16 protein-coding genes and 1 pseudogene are annotated in these 18,399 nt (G+C 70.0%); 9 read left to right on the top strand and 8 right to left on the bottom strand.

All coding sequences use genetic code 11. From position 1 onward, the window contains the following. Positions 1-69: 69 nt before the first annotated feature. From AB0I18_RS41515 to AB0I18_RS41495, 5 genes and pseudogenes are all read right to left on the bottom strand, one after another. Positions 70-591: pseudogene (locus tag AB0I18_RS41515) on the bottom strand (NADH-quinone oxidoreductase subunit I); the annotation flags it as partial. A 2-nt stretch (positions 592-593) separates the two neighbouring features. Continuing rightward, positions 594-1,562, bottom strand: coding sequence for a complex I subunit 1 family protein (locus tag AB0I18_RS41510; RefSeq protein ID WP_363110945.1), 969 nt, complete (start codon positions 1,560-1,562; stop codon positions 594-596). Further along, positions 1,559-3,256 (bottom strand): NADH-quinone oxidoreductase subunit C, encoded by a 1,698-nt coding sequence (locus AB0I18_RS41505; protein WP_363110944.1) that lies wholly within the window; start codon positions 3,254-3,256, stop codon positions 1,559-1,561. Before AB0I18_RS41505 ends, AB0I18_RS41510 begins: the two co-directional genes overlap by 4 nt. Next, positions 3,253-3,861, bottom strand: coding sequence for an NADH-quinone oxidoreductase subunit B family protein (locus AB0I18_RS41500; protein WP_363110943.1), 609 nt, complete (start codon positions 3,859-3,861; stop codon positions 3,253-3,255). Before AB0I18_RS41500 ends, AB0I18_RS41505 begins: the two co-directional genes overlap by 4 nt. Then, a complete protein-coding gene (locus AB0I18_RS41495; RefSeq protein WP_363110958.1) occupies positions 3,852-4,268 on the bottom strand; it encodes an NADH-quinone oxidoreductase subunit A in 417 nt (138 codons plus the stop codon). Before AB0I18_RS41495 ends, AB0I18_RS41500 begins: the two co-directional genes overlap by 10 nt. A gap of 391 nt (positions 4,269-4,659) precedes the next feature. Between AB0I18_RS41495 and AB0I18_RS41490 the strand changes: the two genes are divergently transcribed. From AB0I18_RS41490 to rarD, 7 genes are all read left to right on the top strand, one after another. Beyond that, positions 4,660-5,865, top strand: coding sequence for a sensor domain-containing protein (locus AB0I18_RS41490; RefSeq protein ID WP_363110942.1), 1,206 nt, complete (start codon positions 4,660-4,662; stop codon positions 5,863-5,865). A 239-nt stretch (positions 5,866-6,104) separates the two neighbouring features. Continuing rightward, positions 6,105-7,460, top strand: a complete 1,356-nt coding sequence (locus tag AB0I18_RS41485) for a sensor domain-containing protein (protein ID WP_363110941.1) — start codon at positions 6,105-6,107, stop codon at positions 7,458-7,460. 376 nt (positions 7,461-7,836) lie between these two features. Then, a complete protein-coding gene (locus tag AB0I18_RS41480; protein ID WP_363110940.1) occupies positions 7,837-8,496 on the top strand; it encodes a response regulator transcription factor in 660 nt (219 codons plus the stop codon). A 255-nt stretch (positions 8,497-8,751) separates the two neighbouring features. Beyond that, the gene (locus AB0I18_RS41475) at positions 8,752-10,680 is read left to right on the top strand and encodes a 2-oxoacid:acceptor oxidoreductase subunit alpha (RefSeq protein ID WP_363110939.1); all 1,929 of its coding nucleotides are present in this window, start codon (positions 8,752-8,754) and stop codon (positions 10,678-10,680) included. After that, positions 10,673-11,752 carry a 2-oxoacid:ferredoxin oxidoreductase subunit beta gene (locus tag AB0I18_RS41470; protein ID WP_363110938.1) on the top strand — a complete coding sequence of 360 codons (1,080 nt, stop codon included), beginning with the start codon at positions 10,673-10,675 and terminating at the stop codon, positions 11,750-11,752. The genes AB0I18_RS41475 and AB0I18_RS41470 overlap by 8 nt, the downstream gene beginning before the upstream one ends. Before the next feature lie 212 nt (positions 11,753-11,964). Then, a complete protein-coding gene (locus AB0I18_RS41465; RefSeq protein ID WP_363110937.1) occupies positions 11,965-12,819 on the top strand; it encodes an SDR family oxidoreductase in 855 nt (284 codons plus the stop codon). A 210-nt stretch (positions 12,820-13,029) separates the two neighbouring features. After that, on the top strand, positions 13,030-14,022 hold the full coding sequence (gene rarD / locus AB0I18_RS41460) for an EamA family transporter RarD (protein WP_363110957.1): 993 nt from the start codon (positions 13,030-13,032) through the stop codon (positions 14,020-14,022). Between the two features lie 98 nt (positions 14,023-14,120). Here rarD and AB0I18_RS41455 read toward each other — a convergent pair whose 3' ends face one another. Next, positions 14,121-15,362: a 4-hydroxybenzoate 3-monooxygenase gene (locus AB0I18_RS41455; RefSeq protein ID WP_363110936.1), complete on the bottom strand. Its 1,242-nt coding sequence runs from the start codon at positions 15,360-15,362 to the stop codon at positions 14,121-14,123. A 20-nt stretch (positions 15,363-15,382) separates the two neighbouring features. Further along, entirely contained in the window at positions 15,383-16,903 is a 1,521-nt protein-coding gene (locus tag AB0I18_RS41450) for an MFS transporter (protein WP_363110935.1), read from the bottom strand. A gap of 111 nt (positions 16,904-17,014) precedes the next feature. Here AB0I18_RS41450 and AB0I18_RS41445 point away from each other — a divergent pair, with 111 nt between their 5' ends. Beyond that, positions 17,015-17,491, top strand: coding sequence for a helix-turn-helix domain-containing protein (locus tag AB0I18_RS41445; protein ID WP_363110934.1), 477 nt, complete (start codon positions 17,015-17,017; stop codon positions 17,489-17,491). An 18-nt stretch (positions 17,492-17,509) separates the two neighbouring features. Here the strand turns inward: AB0I18_RS41445 and AB0I18_RS41440 are convergent, their stop codons facing one another. After that, a complete protein-coding gene (locus tag AB0I18_RS41440; RefSeq protein ID WP_363110933.1) occupies positions 17,510-17,980 on the bottom strand; it encodes a carboxymuconolactone decarboxylase family protein in 471 nt (156 codons plus the stop codon). A 210-nt stretch (positions 17,981-18,190) separates the two neighbouring features. On the opposite strand from AB0I18_RS41440, the gene AB0I18_RS41435 reads away from it, so the two are divergent. Beyond that, a partial coding sequence (locus AB0I18_RS41435; RefSeq protein WP_363110932.1) for a sigma factor occupies positions 18,191-18,399 on the top strand: 209 nt, incomplete at its 3' end.

Here is an 18,399-nt window from a genome sequence, read left to right as displayed (position 1 = left end):
GGACTGGGACGTGGTGCCGGGTTGCTCGGTGGGGTCAGCGGTGGGCGTGGCCGGGGGTGGCTGTTCGGCGGTGGCCAGCTTTTCTGCTGTCTTGCGGGCGGCGGTGAATTCCTTCGGGTCCTCGGCGGCGGGGTCGAGGGCCGGCGGGGCCGGGACGGTCCACATCCACTCGCGGAGTTTGTCGCGCTCGTGGGTGAGTTCGTGGATGTCGGTCTCGGCGTACTCGAACTCGGGGGACCAGAAGAGGGCGTCGAAGGGGCAGACCTCGATGCAGATGCCGCAGTACATGCAGAGGGCGAAGTCGATGGCGAAGCGGTCGAGGACGTTGCGGCTGCGCTCACGGCCGCCGGGGGCCGCGGCCGGGACCGTCTCCTTGTGGGAGTCGATGTAGATGCACCAGTCCGGGCACTCGCGGGCGCACAGCATGCAGACCGTGCAGTTCTCCTCGAAGAGGCCGATGACGCCGCGGGTGCGGGGCGGGAGGTGGGGCTGGGCGTCCGGGTACTGCGCGGTGTGCGAGCGCTTCGTCATCGTGCGGAGGGTGACGGCCAGGCCCTTGGCGAGGCCGGAGCCGGGGAAGGAGGGGGCCATGGTTAGGAGATCACCACCTTGACGATGCCGGTGAGGGCGATCTGGGCGAGGGAGAGTGGGACGAGGAGGGTCCAGGAGAGTTTCTGGAGCTGGTCCTCGCGCAGGCGGGGGTAGGTGACGCGCAGCCAGATGACGACGAAGGCGAGGACCGCCGCCTTCAGCAGGGTCCAGACCCAGCCGAGGCCGTCGGCACCCCACGGGCCGTGCCAGCCGCCCAGGAAGAGGACGGTGGTCAGGCCGCAGAGGACGACGATTCCGGCGTACTCGGCGAGGAGGAAGAGGGCGAAGCGGAGGCCCGTGTACTCGGTGTACGCGCCGAAGATGATCTCGGAGTCGGCGACCGGCATGTCGAAAGGGGGTCGTTGGAGTTCGGCCAGTCCCGCCACGAAGAAGACGATCGCGCCGACGATCTGCCAGGGCAGCCACCACCACTCGAAGGCGTCGAGGATGCCGGGGAGGGAGACCGTGCCCGCCGCCATCGCGACCGAGGCGGCGGTGAGGAGCATCGGGAGTTCGTAGGCGAGGAGTTGGGCGGCGGTGCGGAGGCCGCCGAGGAGGGAGAACTTGTTGGCCGAGGCCCAGCCCGCCATGAGCGAGCCGAGGACGCCCACGCCCATCACGGCGAGGACGAAGAAGATGCCCGCGTCGACGACCTCGCCGACCGCGCCCTCGCCCGGGCCGATGGGGATGGCGAGGAGGACCAGGAGGTACGGGAGGAGTGCTACGGCGGGGGCGAGTTGGAAGATACGGCGGTCCGCGCCGGCGGGGACGATGTCTTCCTTCTGAGCGAACTTCACGCCGTCCGCGACGAGTTGGGCCCAGCCGTGGAAACCGCCCGCGTACATGGGGCCGAGACGGCCCTGCATGTGGGCCATCACCTTGTGTTCCGCCTGACCGACGATCAGGGGGAAGGTGAGGAACACGACGAAGACGATCAGGAGTCGCAGGGCGACGTCGAGCGCGTCGTTCACTGCGAGCCTCCTGGGGTGTCGGTGTCGGTGTCGGTGTCGGTGTCGGTGCTGGTGTCGATTTCGTCAGTGGCGGGGCGGGCTTCGGAGGTCTCGGATGCCGCAGAAGTCTCGGAGGATTCGGAGGGCTTGAAGGCTTTGGAGGGCTTGGGTTCCGAGGCTGGTTCGGGCTCCGCGGCATTGGGCTCCGTGGGGCGCTCAGGCTCTGCGGGGCTGTCGGAGTCCGTAGGAGCCGTGGAGTGCTCTGGCTCCTGTTGCTTCGGGGCACCAGTGGCCTCGTCCGCCAGGGGCGGCGGGGGCTCTCCGGTGGTCGGTCGCTGGTCGGCCTCGTCGAAGGCGGGGCGCGCGTGGTGCCACGGGGCGTCCGCGCTGCGGGCCCCGCGCGGGGACGCGGGCGCGGTCTCGGCGCCCTCTGCCGTGGCCGAAGGCGGCGCCGACGCCGCTTTCTCGCCCGGCGAATCCTCCGGGCTCGGGGACGCCGGTGCGGCTTCGGCGCCCGGGGTAGCGCCGAGGGCCGGGGCAGCTTCGGGGGCCGCGTCGGCACCCGGAGCCTGGGCAGCGCCCGGAGCCTGAGCCGGAGCAGTCTCCGAAGCCGCCTCCGAAGCAGGGGCTGGGGCCGGGGCAGCCGCCGCCTCCGAAGCCGAGCCCGAACCCGTGCGCTGGGTCGCCGAACCCTCGCTCGCGGTGCGTGCCCGGCGGGCCGTAGGTCGAGGCTCCGGTGCCCTGCCCTCAGCGGACCCGGAACCGGCAGGCGCGGACCCCGCGGACACGCCTCCCTCAGTGGCGGACCCAGCGGACACGGCCCCTGTAGACGCCCCCGTGGACGGCCCGGAAGACGCGGTTTCCGCAGACACGGACGCCGCAGACGCAGCCCTCCCTGTCCTCCCAGACCCAGCCGTCGCGGACCCCTCAGCCCCAGACCCCGCCGTCGTCCCAGACCCAGCCGTCGCCGAGCCCGTAGAGCCAGGTCCCTCCGTCGGCCGACGTCCTGCCGTCGCCGCAGGCCCGCCGCCGGCCTGGCTCGCTGAGCCTTCGCCTGCTGTGCGGGCTCGGCGGGCCGGGCGTTCGCCTGGTGTGCCTGTCGCGGCTGCTGTGCGGGGTGTGCCTCGGGCCGGGCGGGCCGGGGCGGGCGGGAGTTGGCCCTTCAGGGGGCCCCATTCGTTCGGGTCGGGTACGCCCGGTGGGAGCATCTGGCGGCGCTTCGGGCCACCGTGTTCCGACTCGCCCGGCTCCTTGGCTCCCGGCCAGGCCTTGGCGACGCGGGCGGCCAGGACGAAGTCCTTGCGGAGGGGGTGGCCCTCGAAGCCCTCGGGAAGGAGGAGCGGGTCCAGGCCGGGGTGGCCCTCGAAGATGACGCCGAACATCTCGTGGGTCTCGCGCTCGTGCCAGGCGGCGCCCGCGTAGACGTCGACGGCGGAGGGGAGTACGGGGGCGTCGTGCGGGACGGTGGTCCGTACGAGAAGGCGCCGTACCGGAGCGAGCGCGACGACATGGGCCGAGACGCGGAAGCCGGTGCCGGGTTCGTCGACGGCGCTCAGCCAGTCGAAATACGTGCAGCCGAGGGTGGTGCGGGCGGTCCCCAGTGCCGCGATCCAGGCGGTCGGGGGCACGTCCACCGTCAGGACCTCGTACGACTCCTCGGCCGTGGCCTCGGGGCCGAAGAGTTCCTCGACGGGAGCGGGGAGCCAGCCGGTCATCGGGCATCCCCCGTGGCCGGCGGTTTCACGAGTCCGCTCTGCAGCGCCGCCGCGGAAGGACGGTCGGAGGCCGGACCGTACCGCTCCCCCAGCGACTCGCGGGCGATCTTCTCCTGGAGCTTGAGGATGCCCTGGAGGAGGGCCTCCGGGCGGGGCGGGCACCCGGGGACGTACACGTCGACCGGGATGATCTGGTCGACGCCCTTCGTCACGGAGTACGAGTCCCAGTAGGGGCCGCCGCAGTTCGAGCAGGCGCCGAAGGAGATGACGTACTTCGGCTCGGGCATCTGCTCGTACAGGCGCTTCACGGCCGGGGCCATCTTGTCCGTGACCGTGCCCGAGACCACCATCAGGTCGGCCTGGCGCGGGCCGGGCGCGAAGGGGATCACGCCGAGGCGGATGAAGTCGTGCCGGGCCATGGAGGCCGCGATGAACTCGATCGCGCAGCAGGCGAGGCCGAAGTTGAAGACCCAGAGCGAGTAGCGGCGGCCCCAGTTGAGGACCACCTTCATCGGCTCGGGGGCGAGCCGGGAGAGCACGCCCAGGCGTTTCGGCTCCGGGAGGAGTACGGGCTCGGGGGTCGGCGAGGAGGGGGTCACGTCCATGTGAGGACGCCCTTCTTGTATGCGTACAGCAGGCCCACGGCCAGGAAGCCGAGGAAGATGAACATCTCCACGAGCGTCGCCGCTCCGTAGCCCGGCGCGGCGAAGACCGTGGCCCAGGGGAAGAGGAAGATCGAGTCGACTGCGAAGATCACGTAGAGGAAGGCGTAGACGTAGTAGCGGACCTGGGTGTGGGCCCAGCCCTCACCGACGGGGTCGACTCCGCACTCGTACGTCAGGAGTTTCTCGGGCGTCGGGACGACGGGGCGCAGCAGGCGGCCCGCTCCGAAGGCGACGGCGACGAACAGCACGCCGACCACGGCGAGCAGCCCGACGACCGAGTAGGACTGGAAGTAGTCCGCCGCGAGGACAGTCCCGGCGGTTCCGGCAGTCCCGGTCTCCGCGACCATGGTCGGTTCCGGCAACGTCCGCCCCTCGCTCCCTGACCTCGTCTGATCTCGTCTTGTCTCGTCTGGTCTCGTCTGAACACATCGCGTGCGCCCCGGCGTGCGCGGTGTGATGCGCCGCGTTCGACGATCTGCACGCACCGGAGTCTAGGGCCTGCTAAAGAGACGGTAAGCAGCCCGTCACGGGTAGGCATCATGCGAGACCGACCCGAGACTGACCAGAACACGTCCCGAGATCGTTGCCAAGACCGCTCTCGGTCGGCCTGAAGACCTCTCGGGCCTGCTTCGGGGGCCGTCGGAGATCGTCGGAGGTCGTCGGGGTGGGGTTTTCCCCAGTGGATTCGGGCGGTCTGCCTCATGGCGTCACGGGCAGCCGCCCGGCAGGCTTGCGGTTATGACCGAACCCTTCCTGGCCGCCGACCTCCGGGACGGCGGCGCAGACCGGCCGCCGCCCGCACGATTCGCCTACGACCGGCACACCTGGAAGGAGATCGCGTATCTCCTGGCCAATCTGCCGGTGTCGCTGGTCGGGTTCACGTACGTGGTGACGGTGCTGTTCACCGGTGCCTTCATGACGCTGACGGTGATCGGTTTTCCGCTGCTCGCGGCCGGGCTGGTCGGTGCGCGCCAGCTGGGCAAGCTGGAGCGGGGCCGGGCGAGGGCACTGCTCGGGGTGCGGGTGGACGAGCCGAGTCGGCTGCCGTTGCGGGGGCAGGGCGGGTTCTTTCCGCAGCTGTGGATGTCGCTGAAGGATCCGGTCGGCTGGCGGACGATGCTGTACGAGTTGATGCGGATGCCGTGGGGGATTCTCACCTTCACCATCACGCTGACCTCGTTGTTCGTGCTGTGGCCGGTGCTTCCGTTCATCGCGCGCGGGCTGGCCAACGCCGACCGGGCGATGGTGCGCGGGCTGCTGTCCCCCTCCGACGAACTGGAGCGGCGGATCGCCGAGCTGGAGTCGGACCGGGGAGTGGTCGTCGACACGGCGGCGGCCGACCTGCGGCGCATCGAGCGCGATCTGCACGACGGGGCGCAGGCCCGGCTGGTCAACCTCGCGATGGGGCTCGGCCTGGCCAAGGAGAAGCTGCTGGAGGGCCAGGCCGACGAGACCGTCGCCGCCATGGTCGACGAGGCGCACGGCGAGGTGAAGCTGGCGCTTCAGGAACTGCGCGATCTGGCGCGCGGCATCCATCCGGCGGTCCTCACCGACCGCGGTCTGGACGCCGCGCTGTCCTCGGTCGGCGCCCGCTGCACGGTGCCGGTGAAGGTGACGGCCGATCTGCCGGCCCGCCCGGCCGCGGCCATCGAGGGCATCGCGTACTTCACCGTCTCCGAGCTCCTCCAGAACGTCAGCAAGCACAGCGCGGCGCGGTCCGCCTCCGTCGACGTGTGGCGCTCCGACGACCGCCTGCTCATCCAGGTCTGGGACGACGGCCACGGCGGCGCCGCCCTCGACGGCGGCACGGGGATGGCGGGGCTCGCGGACCGGCTCCGCGCGGTGGACGGCCTGTTCGTCATCGACTCACCGGTGGGCGGCCCGACGACGATCACGGCGGAGCTGCCGTGGCGGGATCGGGTGGAGGGGGCTGGGGGGAAGTAGGAGCGAAGGGGGTCCGTGTTGGGACGTACGGGGATGGCCGGACGCTGTGTCCGCATGCCCATGTGTGTCCGTACGAGGGCGCCAACGCACCCGTGCCACCCCCTGCCGGACCTCCTCCTGCTCAGAGCCTAGGTAGGGAAAACCCCCGCCCCAAGACGCCGACGCGCTCCATGTTCCGTGGGCGCCGGGCCGAGCACTGTGGAGTAACGACAGCGGACGAGTAGAAACGGACGGCGGCCATGGCCACGGAGTACGGACAGGGATACGGGTGGGACAGCGAGCCCGGGTTCCGCGGGGAGGGCGTCCGGGAGCGGCGGCACCGGCTCCCGGCCGGGCTGCGGGCGCCGGTCGAGGCGCGCAGCTGGCGGGAGTTCGGCTATCTGATGCTGAGCCTGCCGGTCAGCATCATCATGTTCACCTTCACGGTGACGATGGTGTCGCTCGGCGCGGGCCTGCTGATCACGTTCCTCGGCATCCCGGTGCTCGCCGCGGCGCTCGCCGGCTGCCGTGGGCTCGGCGCGCTGGAGCGGGCCCGGGCTCGCGGGCTGCTGGGGCTCGACGTCGCGGCGCCGGAGCCGTTGCGGATGAAGAAGCAGGGCGCCATGGCGTGGATGGGCGCGATGCTGAAGAGCGGCGCCTCCTGGCGGCATCTGCTGTACGCGATGCTGCACTTCCCGTGGGCCGTGTTCGCGTTCTCGGTGGCCATCAGCTTCTGGGCGTACGGCTGGGCGCTGCTGACGTATCCGCTGTGGTTCTGGCTCTTCCCGATGTACGGCGGACAGGGCGGGCTCCAGCTGTACGGGGACCAGGCGCACAACATCTACCTGGACAACCCCTTCGAGATCACGGTGACCGCGGGGGTGGGGCTGCTGCTCACGCTGGCCACGCCGTGGGTCGTGCGGGCGCTGACGATGGTGGACCGGCTCATGGTGCACGGGCTGCTGGGTCCTTCGCGGCTGGCGACGCGCGTGGTCGAGCTGGAGTCGGACCGGGGAGTCGTGATCGACACGGCGGCGGCCGACCTGCGGCGCATCGAGCGCGACCTGCACGACGGGGCGCAGGCCCGGCTCGTCAACCTCGCGATGGGGCTCGGCCTGGCCAAGGAGAAGCTCACAGAGGACCCGGCGGCCGCGGCGCGGATGGTGGACGAGGCGCACGGTGAGGTGAAGACGGCGTTGCAGGAACTGCGGGACCTGGCGCGCGGCATCCACCCCGCCGTGCTGACGGACCGCGGGCTGGACGCGGCGCTGTCCGCGGTGGCGTCGCGGTGCACCGTTCCGGTGCAGGTCGAGGTCGATCTGTCGGCCCGGCCGGCGCCCGCCATCGAGGGGATCGCGTACTTCACCGTCTCCGAGCTGCTGCAGAACGTCAGCAAGCACTCGCGGGCGACCCGGGCCACGGTTGATGTCTGGCGGGTCGACAACCGGCTCATGCTTCAGGTCGTCGACAACGGGCTGGGGGGTGCGGACGCGACTTCCGGGTCCGGGCTCGCCGGGCTCGCCGAACGGCTCGACGCGGTTGACGGGATTCTGGTGGTGGATTCGCCGGTTGCCGGGCCGACTCGTGTCACGGCGGAGTTGCCCTGGCGGAGCTGAGTTCGCGCCCGCTGCTCCGCGCGGTCCGGGGGGCGGTCTCGTGGGGCGGGTGCCACTTGGGGGTGACGTTCTTTTCCCCAACCCCGCCCCTTCCCGAAACTGGGGGCTCCGCCCCCAGACCCTCATATCCCCAGCTCCCACACCGCCGTATGTGCACTGCCGGGCTGTGGGGGCTTGGCGCGCAGTTCCCCGCGCCCCTTGCGGGGCGCCCACGACCCGCCGAACCTCCGAAAAGTCCACTGCCCAGTTATTCGTCCTCCACAGGCGCACCGGTCGGTCCCGAATGCTGGAATGCTGGGGGCTGTCGTACGGGCGGGACGAACCCGGGGGACTCAACCGGGGTGGGCTGGGGGGGCCGAAGATCGTGGAGGACAGGGTGCGCGTGGTCATCGCTGAGGATTCAGTGCTGCTCAGGGAGGGCCTGACCCGGTTGCTGACCGACCGCGGGCACGACGTGGTCGCCGGAGTGGGCGACGGGGAAGCGCTGATCAAGACCATCACGGAGTTCGCGGCGCAGGACGCGCTGCCGGACGTCGTGGTCGCCGACGTGCGGATGCCGCCGACGCACACGGACGAGGGCGTCAAAGCGGCCGTGCAGTTGCGCAAGCAGCACCCGGGACTCGGCGTGCTGGTGCTGTCGCAGTACGTGGAGGAGCAGTACGCCACCGAACTGCTCGCCGGATCCAGTCACGGCGTGGGCTATCTGCTCAAGGACCGGGTAGCCGAGGTGCGTGAGTTCGTGGACGCGGTGGTACGGGTGGCCCGGGGCGGTACCGCGCTGGACCCGGAGGTCGTCGCGCAGCTGCTCGGGCGCAGCCGCAAGCAGGACGTCCTCGCGGGACTCACCCCGCGTGAGCGGGAGGTCCTAGGACTTATGGCCGAGGGGCGGACGAACTCCGCGATCGCCCGGCAGCTCGTGGTCAGCGACGGTGCGGTCGAGAAGCACGTCAGCAACATCTTCCTGAAGCTGGGCCTGTCCCAGAGCGACGGGGATCATCGGCGTGTTCTCGCGGTCCTCACCTATCTGAACTCCTGACGGCCCGGACGGGCACCCGGTCGAGAACTGGTCGAGCACCACTGGACGAGAACCAAAGGATGAGCGAGGAGCGTCTTCGAAGGAAGCGCCGGGGGGCGGGTAAATCGTGGCAAATCAGGGCGTCCAAGCGTCTCAAAAGGGTGTCCATCATGTGAATCACCCCGGGAAGGCGACCCTTACCGACGTAGGGTTGAGCACGGGAAGGCCTGCGGGAGGGCCGCTCCCAGACAGCCGCCTCGAAGGAGGTCCAGTTCAGTGACCAGCCAGGTCAGCAGTCCAGCGGAACAGGCCGACGGATCCCTCGTAGGAGAACAGCGCAAACCGGCGGGTACGAAGGACGTACGCCGGCTCGATCGGGTGATCATCCGGTTCGCGGGTGACTCCGGTGACGGTATGCAGCTCACCGGCGATCGCTTCACCTCCGAGACGGCGTCCTTCGGAAACGATCTTTCGACACTGCCGAACTTCCCCGCCGAGATCCGAGCGCCCGCAGGTACCCTGCCGGGCGTTTCGTCGTTTCAGCTGCACTTCGCGGACCACGACATCCTCACTCCGGGCGACGCGCCGAACGTCCTCGTGGCGATGAACCCGGCGGCCCTGAAGGCGAACATCGCCGACGTGCCGCGCGGCGCGGAGATCATCGTCAACACGGACGAGTTCACCAAACGGGTGATGGCCAAGGTCGGCTACCCCACCAGTCCGCTGGAGGACGGCTCGCTCGACGGCTACAGCGTCCACCCCGTTCCGCTCACCACGCTGACCGTCGAGGCGCTCAAGGAGTTCGACCTCTCCCGCAAGGAGGCGGAGCGCAGCAAGAACATGTTCGCGCTCGGCCTGCTGAGCTGGATGTACCACCGGCCCACCGAGGGCACCGAGAAGTTCCTGAAAACCAAGTTCGCCAAGAAACCCAGCATCGCGGCCGCCAACATCGCCGCGTTCCGCGCGGGCTGGAACTTCGGCGAGACGACGGAGGACTTCGCGGTCTCGTACGAGGTGGCGCCGGCCTCCACCGCCTTCCCGACGGGCACCTACCGGAACATCTCCGGGAACCTGGCGCTGTCGTACGGCCTGATCGCCGCCTCACGCCAGGCGGACCTGCCGCTCTACCTGGGCTCGTACCCGATCACGCCGGCCTCCGACATCCTGCACGAGCTGAGCCGGCACAAGAACTTCGGCGTACGGACCTTCCAGGCCGAGGACGAGATCGCCGGCATCGGCGCGGCGCTGGGGGCGGCCTTCGGGGGCTCGCTCGCCGTGACCACGACCTCCGGTCCCGGTGTGGCGCTCAAGAGCGAGACCATCGGGCTCGCCGTCTCCCTCGAACTGCCGCTGCTGGTCATCGACATCCAGCGCGGCGGCCCGTCGACCGGCCTGCCCACCAAGACCGAGCAGGCGGACCTGCTCCAGGCGATGTACGGGCGCAACGGCGAGGCGCCGGTGCCGATCGTGGCACCGCGCACCCCCGCCGACTGCTTCGACGCCACCATCGAAGCGGCCCGGATCGCGCTCGCCTACCGCACACCGGTACTGCTCCTGTCCGACGGCTACCTGGCCAACGGCAGCGAGCCGTGGCGGATCCCCGACACCGACGAACTCCCGGATCTGCGCGTGCAGTTCGCCCAGGGGCCGAACCACACCCTGGACGACGGCACCGAGGTCTTCTGGCCGTACAAGCGCGACCCGGGGACCCTGGCCCGCCCGTGGGCGATCCCGGGCACGCCCGGCCTGGAGCACCGCATCGGCGGCATCGAGAAGCAGGACGGCACGGGCAACATCTCGTACGACCCGGCCAACCACGACTTCATGGTGCGTACGCGCCAGGCGAAGATCGACGGCATCGACGTGGCGGACCTGGAAGTCGACGATCCGCACGGCGCCACCACGCTCGTCCTCGGCTGGGGCTCGACGTACGGGCCGATCACCGCGGCCGTACGGCGGCTGCGCACGGCCGGGGAGGCCATCGCGCAGGCCCATCTGCGGCACCTCAACCCGTTCCCGCGGAATCTCGGCGCGGTGCTGAAGCGTTACGACAAGGTGGTGATCCCCGAGATGAACCTCGGTCAGCTCGCCACGCTGGTCCGGGCGAAGTACCTGGTGGACGCCCACTCGTACAACCAGGTCAACGGCATGCCGTTCAAGGCTGAGCAGCTCGCCACGGCTCTCAAGGAGGCCATCGATGGCTGACACGACCACGGAAGGCACGGACACGATCGAGGCGCTCACTCTGGTGCCCAAGGCCGAGGCCAAGCAGTCCATGAAGGACTTCAAGTCCGATCAGGAAGTGCGCTGGTGCCCGGGCTGCGGTGACTACGCGGTCCTCGCCGCCGTGCAGGGCTTCATGCCCCAGCTCGGCCTGGCGAAGGAGAACATCGTCTTCGTCTCCGGCATCGGCTGCTCGTCCCGCTTCCCGTACTACATGAACACGTACGGGATGCACTCCATCCACGGCCGCGCGCCCGCCATCGCGACCGGACTCGCCTCGTCGCGGCAGGACCTGAGCGTCTGGGTGGTGACCGGTGACGGCGACGCGCTGTCCATCGGCGGCAACCACCTGATCCACGCCCTGCGCCGCAACGTCAACCTCAAGATCCTGCTGTTCAACAACCGGATCTACGGGCTCACCAAGGGCCAGTACTCCCCCACCTCCGAGGTCGGGAAGATCACCAAGTCGACGCCGATGGGGTCCCTGGACGCGCCCTTCAACCCGGTGTCCCTGGCCATCGGCGCCGAGGCGTCCTTCGTGGCGCGGACCGTGGACTCCGACCGCAAGCACCTCACCGAGGTGCTGCGGCAGGCCGCGGCCCACCCCGGGACCGCGCTGGTGGAGATCTACCAGAACTGCAACATCTTCAACGACGGGGCCTTCGAGGTACTGAAGGACAAGCAGCAGGCCGAGGAGGCGGTGATCCGGCTGGAGCACGGGCAGCAGATCCGCTTCGGCGCGGACGGCGCCAAGGGGGTCGTACGCGATCCGCTGACCGGCGATCTGAAGGTCGTCGCCGTCACCGAGGAGAACGAGTCGCAGATCCTGGTCCACGACGCGCACTCGCCCTCACCGACCACGGCGTTCGGGCTGTCGCGCCTCGCCGACCCCGACACCCTCCACCACACCCCGATCGGTGTCTTCCGGTCGGTGGACCGCCCGGTGTACGACACGCTGATGGCCGACCAGCTCGACACGGCCATCGAGCAGAACGGCAAGGGCGATCTGTCGGCGCTGCTGGCCGGCGGGGACACCTGGACGGTCGTCGGCTGATCTTTCTCGTACGACCTCGTACGCCCTCGTACGACTGATCCCGCCGACCCTCTCGTACGACTCACCGGGCCCGGACCGTCATCAGGTCCGGGCCTTGTCACGCATTACTTACCTCCACGCCAGTAACTTACTTCAAAGTGGGTACTTTCGCAGAGTTAGTGCAGCTCCTATGGTTAGTGCAGACCCGCACCCCACAAGGAGTTGTTTCAGACATGAGCATCGTCGTCACCGGAGCCACCGGAAGCCTCGGCCGTTTCGTCATCGAGGGACTGCTGGAGAAGGTTCCGGCCGACCAGATCACCGCCGTCGTCCGCAGCGAGGAGAAGGCCGCCGGTTTCGCGGTCCGCGGCGTGAAGATCGCCATCGCCGACTACAACGCTCCCGAGACCTTCGACAGCGTCTTCTCCGCCGGCGACAAGGTGCTGCTCATCTCCGGCAACGAGTTCGACAAGGGCCGCGTGGGCCAGCACAAGGTCGTCCTCGACGCAGCCAAGGCGGCCGGCGTCGCGCTCCTCGCGTACACCAGCGCCCCCGGCAGCCTGACGGCCGCGCTCGCCGACGACCACCGCGGCACCGAGGCGGCGATCCTGGAGTCCGGCGTGACGTACGCCCTGCTGCGCAACGGCTGGTACAACGAGAACTACACCGAGAACCTCGCCCCCGTCCTGGAGTACAACGCCGTCACCCAGGCCGCCGGTGAGGGCAGGGTCGCCTCCGCCGCCCGCGCGGACTACGCGGCCGCCGCCGTCGCCGTACTGACCGGCGAGGGCCACGAGAACAAGACGTACGAGCTGGCCGGCGACACCGCGTGGACCTTCGCCGAGTACGCCGCCGAGGTCGCCAAGCAGTCCGGCAAGGAGATCGCCTACAACCCCGTCTCCGTCGAGGTGTTCACCGGCATCCTGGTCGGCGCCGGGCTGCCCGAGGCCCTCGCCGCGACCCTCGCCGGCGTGGACGCGTCCATCGAGAAGGGCGAGCTGGCCGGTGTCACCGGTGACCTGTCCCGGCTGACCGGTCGTCCGACCACGCCGATCGCGGAGTCGGTCGCGGCGGCGCTGAAGGCCTGAGCCCGACTCTGAGCCCGCCTGGGCCCGGGCCTGACTCCGGCCCGCCACCGAGCCCCCCTCCCCCCGGGGGACCCCTGCCTGTCACGACCGTATAGCGATACGGGCATGACAGGCAGGGGTGCTCGCCGTTACCTTCTTGAAGGCTGCGCGTCCGCAGCCGGGTGAGAAGGAGGAGGGGCCGTGCCGGTGGAGTCCGAGGGCGAGCAGCACATAGGTCCGGAGTCCAAGGGCGAGCAGCGCATCGGCCTGCTGAACGGCTTCGCGGCGTACGGCATGTGGGGGCTCGTCCCCCTCTTCTGGCCGCTTCTCGAACCGGCCGGGGCGACCGAGATCCTGGCCCACCGCATGGTGTGGTCCCTCGGTTTCGTGGCGATCGCGCTCGTGGTGACGGGGCGCTGGGCCTGGGCCGGCGAGCTGCTGCGGCAGCCGCGCAAGCTGGGCCTGATCACCGTCGCGGCGATCACCATCAGCGTCAACTGGGGCGTCTACATCTGGGCCGTGAACAACGACCAGGTGGTGGAGGCGTCCCTCGGCTACTTCATCAACCCGCTCGTCACCATCGCGATGGGCGTCCTGCTCCTCAAGGAGCGGCTGCGGCCCGCGCAGTGGGCGGCGGTCGGCATCGGCTTCACCGCGGTGCTCGTGCTGACGATCGGATACGGCCGGCCGCCGTGGATCTCCCTCTGCCTCGCCTTCTCCTTCGCGACGTACGGGCTCGTCAAGAAGAAGGTCAACCTCGGCGGCCTTGAGTCGCTGACCGCGGAGACCGCGATCCTCTTCCTGCCCGCGCTCGGGTACCTGCTGTGGCTGTCGGCGCAGGGTGACGCGACCTTCGGCGGCGAGGGCGCCGGGCATGCGGTACTGCTGGCCGCGACCGGCGTGGTGACCGCGGTACCGCTCGTCTGCTTCGGTGCGGCGGCGATCCGGGTGCCGTTGTCGACGCTGGGGCTGCTGCAGTATCTGGCGCCCGTGCTGCAGTTCGCGCTCGGCGTCCTGTACTTCCACGAGGCGATGCCCGTCGAGCGGTGGGCCGGGTTCGCGCTGGTGTGGGCCGCGCTCTCGCTGTTGACGTGGGACGCGCTGCGGACGTCGCACCGGACCAGGCTGATGCTGCGGGAGAAGGCGACCGCTGCGACTGCCTCGACCGCTACGACCTCGGCGGCGGCACCGGAGGCGGCCGTCACCGCCGGCCCGAACAAGTAGTCGGTAATCGCTGTGTTCAGTGGTCGGTGCGTTCAGCGGTTGGTGCGTTCAGAAGAACGGTGTGTTCAGCGGACACTGTCTTCAGTGAACCGGTGTCTTCAGTAGTCGGTGTCCTTGCCCATGAACAGTTCGGCGAAGCCGATCGCGGCGGCGGGCGAGACGAGGGCCCGCCGTAGCCGGGCCACCGAGGTGCCCGCCCGGAAGGGGTCGCCGGACGAGGTGCCGTGGAACACCTCGGAGAGCCACTGCGAGAACTCCTGGTACTGCCACACCCGCCGCAGACAGGCCGCCGAGTAGCCGCGCAGCCCGCTGTCGTCGTCCTTGCCGCAGTACGCGACGAGCGCGTCGGCGAGCAGCAGCGCGTCGTGGATGGCGAGGTTCATGCCCTTCGCACCGATCGGCGCGAGCAGGTGGGCCGAGTCGCCCGCCAGGAACAGCCGCCCGTACGCCATCGGCTCGACCACGTAGTTGTGCATGGCCAGGACCCGCTTCTCGATCAGCGGGCCCTCGATGAGCGGGGGCGCGCCGTCCGCCGCGAGCCGCTCGTGGAGTTCGGCCCAGACGCGCTCGTACGGCCAGTTCTCCGGGTCGTCGCCGGGCGGGCATTCAAGGTAGTAGCGGGTGACCTGCGGGCTGCGCGCCATGTGGCCGGCGAATCCGCGCGGATGGATACCGAGGACGACGCAGTCGGAGGACGGCGGCGCCTCGGCGAGGAGCGCCAGCCAGCCGACGCCGAGGTCGTGCCGCGCGACGGTGACGTGCTCCGGCGGCATACGGGTGTGGGTCACACCGCGGGCGCCGTCGCAGCCGGCGATGAACTCGCAGTCGACCCGGACCCGTTCGCCCGTCCGCGCATCGGTGTACGTCACCCACGGCCGGTCCGTGTCGATCCCGTCCGGCTCGACATCGCGGACGCCGAAGCGGATGTCGCCGCCCCGCACGTCCGCGTACTCCCGCACCAGGTCCGTCACCAGCAGCGGCTGCGGGTAGACGTAGTGGCGGTGGCCCGACACGTCCGCGTACGGGAACCTGTGGCGCTCCCCCGCGAGCCGGAACTCGCACTCGGTGTGCACCCCGGCGTTGGCGAGGAGCCGGTCCGCGAGTCCCCGCCCCTCCAGCGCGCGGACCGCCCACTCCTCCAGGAAGCCCGCGCGCGGCCGCTGTTCGATGAACTCCCTGCTCTCCGTCTCCAGCACCACACAGTCGACGGAGGCGCCCCGCAGGATGTTGGCGACGGTGAGACCGGCCGGACCGGCACCCACGATGACGACGCGGGTGCGCTGGGGGGAGGCGGCGGATCCGGCGGTTGCGGCCGAAGAGGCAGCGGCGTCAGCGGTCATGCGAACAGTATGGCGAAAGCTCAACTCACAGTCTGCTGAGTGGGCTTGGCGGCCGCTTCAGGAGAGGCCGGTGCCGCTCCGGCCGTCGGCACCGCCTGTCCTCGCCCCCGCCCCTGCCCATGTCCTCGGAGGCCGAAGGACGAGAGCAGGGCCCCCAGCGTCACCATCACCACCGGAACGATCAGCGCCGTGCGGAAGGCGGACAGTGTGGACCCCGGGTCGGATCCCGTGGACGCCAGACCGTACACCGCCGTCACCGCCGAGATGCCGATCGCCGAGCCGAACTGGGTGGAGGTGTGCAACAGGCCGCTCGCCAGGCCCTGTTCGGACTCCGCCACACCGTCCGTCGCCGCGATCGTCAGCGGCCCGTAGGCCAGCGCGAAGGCGGTGCCCGCGATGATCAGGGTCGGGAACATCGCGGCGTACGACCAGTCCATGCCGACCGGCAGGAACATGCCGTACGCGACGACCGCAAGGACGAAGCCGCCGAGGATCACCTTGCCGTGGCCGAAGCGGGTGACCAGGCGGGGCGTGAGCGTGGGCGCGAGGATCGCGTCGCAGCCCATAGCCACCAGGGCGATCGCCGTCTGCAGGGAGGACCAGCCGCGCAGTTCCTGGAGGTAGAGCGTGAGGACGAACTGGAAGCCGAAGAAGGCGCCCACGAACAGCAGCGCGCCGAGGTCGGCGCGTACGACGGAACCCGTGCGGAAGATGCCGAGGCGGACCAGCGGGGTCGGGGTACGGCGTTCGACGGCGATGAAGACGACGATCAGGAGGGCGGCCGCGACGGCCGTGCCCGCCGTCAACTGCCATCCGTCCAGGCCGTGTTCGAGGCGGAGGACGGCGTAGGCGGCGAGCAGCATGGCGGCCGCGGCGGTGGCGGCACCGAGGATGTCGAAGCCTTCGCTACGGCGGCGGGTGTGAGGGCGGGGGCGAACGCTTGGCCGGGTGTCCAGTGCCTTGGGCGGCTGCGTCCGCGTCTGAGGCTGCGTCGGGATCAGCCTGACGGCTGCCACCAGGAGCGCGCCCGCCAGCAGTACCGGGGCGAAGAAGACCCAGCGCCAGCCCAGTTGGGTCAGCAGGCCGCCGATGACCAGGCCGAGGGAGAAGCCGCCGGCGGCCGTGCCCGCGAAGACCAGGAGGGCCTTGTTGCGCTGCTCGCCCTCCTCGTACGACGTCGTGATGAGGGACAGCGCGGCCGGGGTCATGAACGCGGCCGAGACACCCGTGACGAACCGGGCGACGATCAGCATCCAGCCCTCCGTGGCGAAGCCGCCGAGACCCGAGAAGGCGAGGAAGACTGTCAGCCAGAGGAGGAACATGCGGCGACGGCCGAGGAGGTCGGCCGCACGGCCGCCGAGCAGGGTGAAGCCCGCGTAACCGAGTACGTACGCGCTCATCACCCAGGCCGCCGTGCCCGTGGTCAGGCCGAGATCCGATCTGATCGACGGGATCGCGACCGCCAGCATGGCGACGTCGATGCCCTCCAGGAAAATCGTTCCGCAGAGAACGAGTAGTAAGGCCCAGGCGCGGGTGCCCATCACGACTCCTCAGACAGAGGCCCCGAACAGGGGGCCAGGTAGGGGCGGTTACCCGAATGAGGGTCGGTTCCCTCTTGTAACCGCTGCCAGCCTGCGGCAGCATCGACAGGTATGGAAGAAGGCACTTCAAAGTCACCGAGTAACTGCGCGGGCACCGTGGGCGCGGAATACGGCGATCCGGACCCCTTCCAGTGGGACACCCGGGAGGACTGCCAGGTACGGCAGATCCTCGACCGGGTGGCCGACAAGTGGTCCCTGCTCGTGATCGCACTGCTCGACAACCGGCGGCTGCGGTTCACGGAGTTGCGGCGCGAGATCGACGGGGTCAGCCAGCGGATGCTGACGGTCACGCTGCGGCAGCTGGAGCGGGACGGGCTGGTGAAGCGGACGGTGCATCCCGTGGTGCCGCCGCGCGTGGAGTACGAACTCACCCCGCTGGGCGGGACGTTGCACGCGACCATCCGGTCTCTGGTGACGTGGACCGAGGCGCACCAGGGGGAGATCGCGGCGGCTCGGGAGACGTACGACGAGAAGGAGAAGGAGAAGGAGAAGGACACGGAGCGGGAAAGGACCACTGCGGGGGCCTAGGCCCCCGCAGCTCAGCGATTACTGGCCGGGCTGGTAGTCGCCGCCCGGCCGCCGGATGATGACGCCCATCCGGTTGGTGGAGTTGATGAGGGCGATGAGGAGCACCAGGTCGGCGAGCTGCTCCTCGTCGTAGTGCTTGGCGGCGTTCGCCCACACCTCGTCCGTGACCCCGCCGGCCGCGTCGGCGATACGGGTGCCCTGCTCGGTCAGCTCCAGGGCGGCGCGCTCGGCGTCGGTGTACACGTTGGACTCCCGCCAGGCCGCGACCAGGTTGATGCGGACCGGGGTCTCGCCTGCGTGCGCGGCGTTCTTGCTGTGGTAGTCGGTGGCGTAACCGCAGCCGTTGATCTGACTCGCGCGGAGCATCACGAGCTTCTGCGTCGCGGCCGGCAGCGGCGAGTCCTCAAGGATCACCTTGCTCGCCGAGGCGTAGTGCCCCAGGGCCTTGGCCGCGACCGGACTGCCGAAGAGGTTCAGGCGTGCGTTCATGATGTCGTCCTCACTCGTGTTTGCTCGTACTTGCTCGTGGTGTTGCGTACCGGACGAACACGAGATGCCGACGAGCCGCTTCTTGTGACAGGCGCGGTCATGTGACGTACGGCGTCCGCCGGTGACCGCGGTGTCACGGACTCGGTGTCACAGAACGGCAGGGCTCGGCATCTCGTGGGTGACGCAGTCGAGAGAGAAGAGGAGCCGCTCATGGCCGGCACGCCGCAGCCCGCGCCCGACGACCGCGACGGAGGCCTGAGCCGGGACGGAAGCCTGAGCCGGGACGAGGCTCCGGACCCCGCGACCGAGGCGTTCGTCGCCCACCGCAACCTGCTGTTCACCGTCGCCTACGAGATGCTCGGCTCGGCCGCCGACGCGGAGGACGTCCTGCAGGAGACCTGGCTGCGGTGGGTGGGCGT

Origin of the sequence: Streptomyces sp. NPDC050704, from assembly GCF_040654355.1 — a bacterium.
Classification (GTDB): domain Bacteria; phylum Actinomycetota; class Actinomycetes; order Streptomycetales; family Streptomycetaceae; genus Streptomyces.
The sequence above is the reverse complement of the archived record's forward strand: the minus strand, read 5'-3'. Positions and strand labels throughout refer to the sequence as shown.

Excerpts from the sequence above, each read along its gene's own strand:
- AB0I18_RS41505 (WP_363110944.1), bottom strand. The coding sequence starts at position 3,256 with ATGACCGGCTGGCTCCCCGCTCCCGTCGAGGAACTCTTCGGCCCCGAG.
- AB0I18_RS41500 (WP_363110943.1), bottom strand. The coding sequence starts at position 3,861 with ATGGACGTGACCCCCTCCTCGCCGACCCCCGAGCCCGTACTCCTCCCG.
- AB0I18_RS41495 (WP_363110958.1), bottom strand. The coding sequence starts at position 4,268 with ATGGTCGCGGAGACCGGGACTGCCGGAACCGCCGGGACTGTCCTCGCG.
- AB0I18_RS41490 (WP_363110942.1), top strand. The coding sequence starts at position 4,660 with ATGACCGAACCCTTCCTGGCCGCCGACCTCCGGGACGGCGGCGCAGAC.
- AB0I18_RS41485 (WP_363110941.1), top strand. The coding sequence starts at position 6,105 with ATGGCCACGGAGTACGGACAGGGATACGGGTGGGACAGCGAGCCCGGG.
- AB0I18_RS41470 (WP_363110938.1), top strand. The coding sequence starts at position 10,673 with ATGGCTGACACGACCACGGAAGGCACGGACACGATCGAGGCGCTCACT.
- AB0I18_RS41465 (WP_363110937.1), top strand. The coding sequence starts at position 11,965 with ATGAGCATCGTCGTCACCGGAGCCACCGGAAGCCTCGGCCGTTTCGTC.
- AB0I18_RS41455 (WP_363110936.1), bottom strand. The coding sequence starts at position 15,362 with ATGACCGCTGACGCCGCTGCCTCTTCGGCCGCAACCGCCGGATCCGCC.
- AB0I18_RS41450 (WP_363110935.1), bottom strand. The coding sequence starts at position 16,903 with ATGGGCACCCGCGCCTGGGCCTTACTACTCGTTCTCTGCGGAACGATT.
- AB0I18_RS41445 (WP_363110934.1), top strand. The coding sequence starts at position 17,015 with ATGGAAGAAGGCACTTCAAAGTCACCGAGTAACTGCGCGGGCACCGTG.
- AB0I18_RS41440 (WP_363110933.1), bottom strand. The coding sequence starts at position 17,980 with ATGAACGCACGCCTGAACCTCTTCGGCAGTCCGGTCGCGGCCAAGGCC.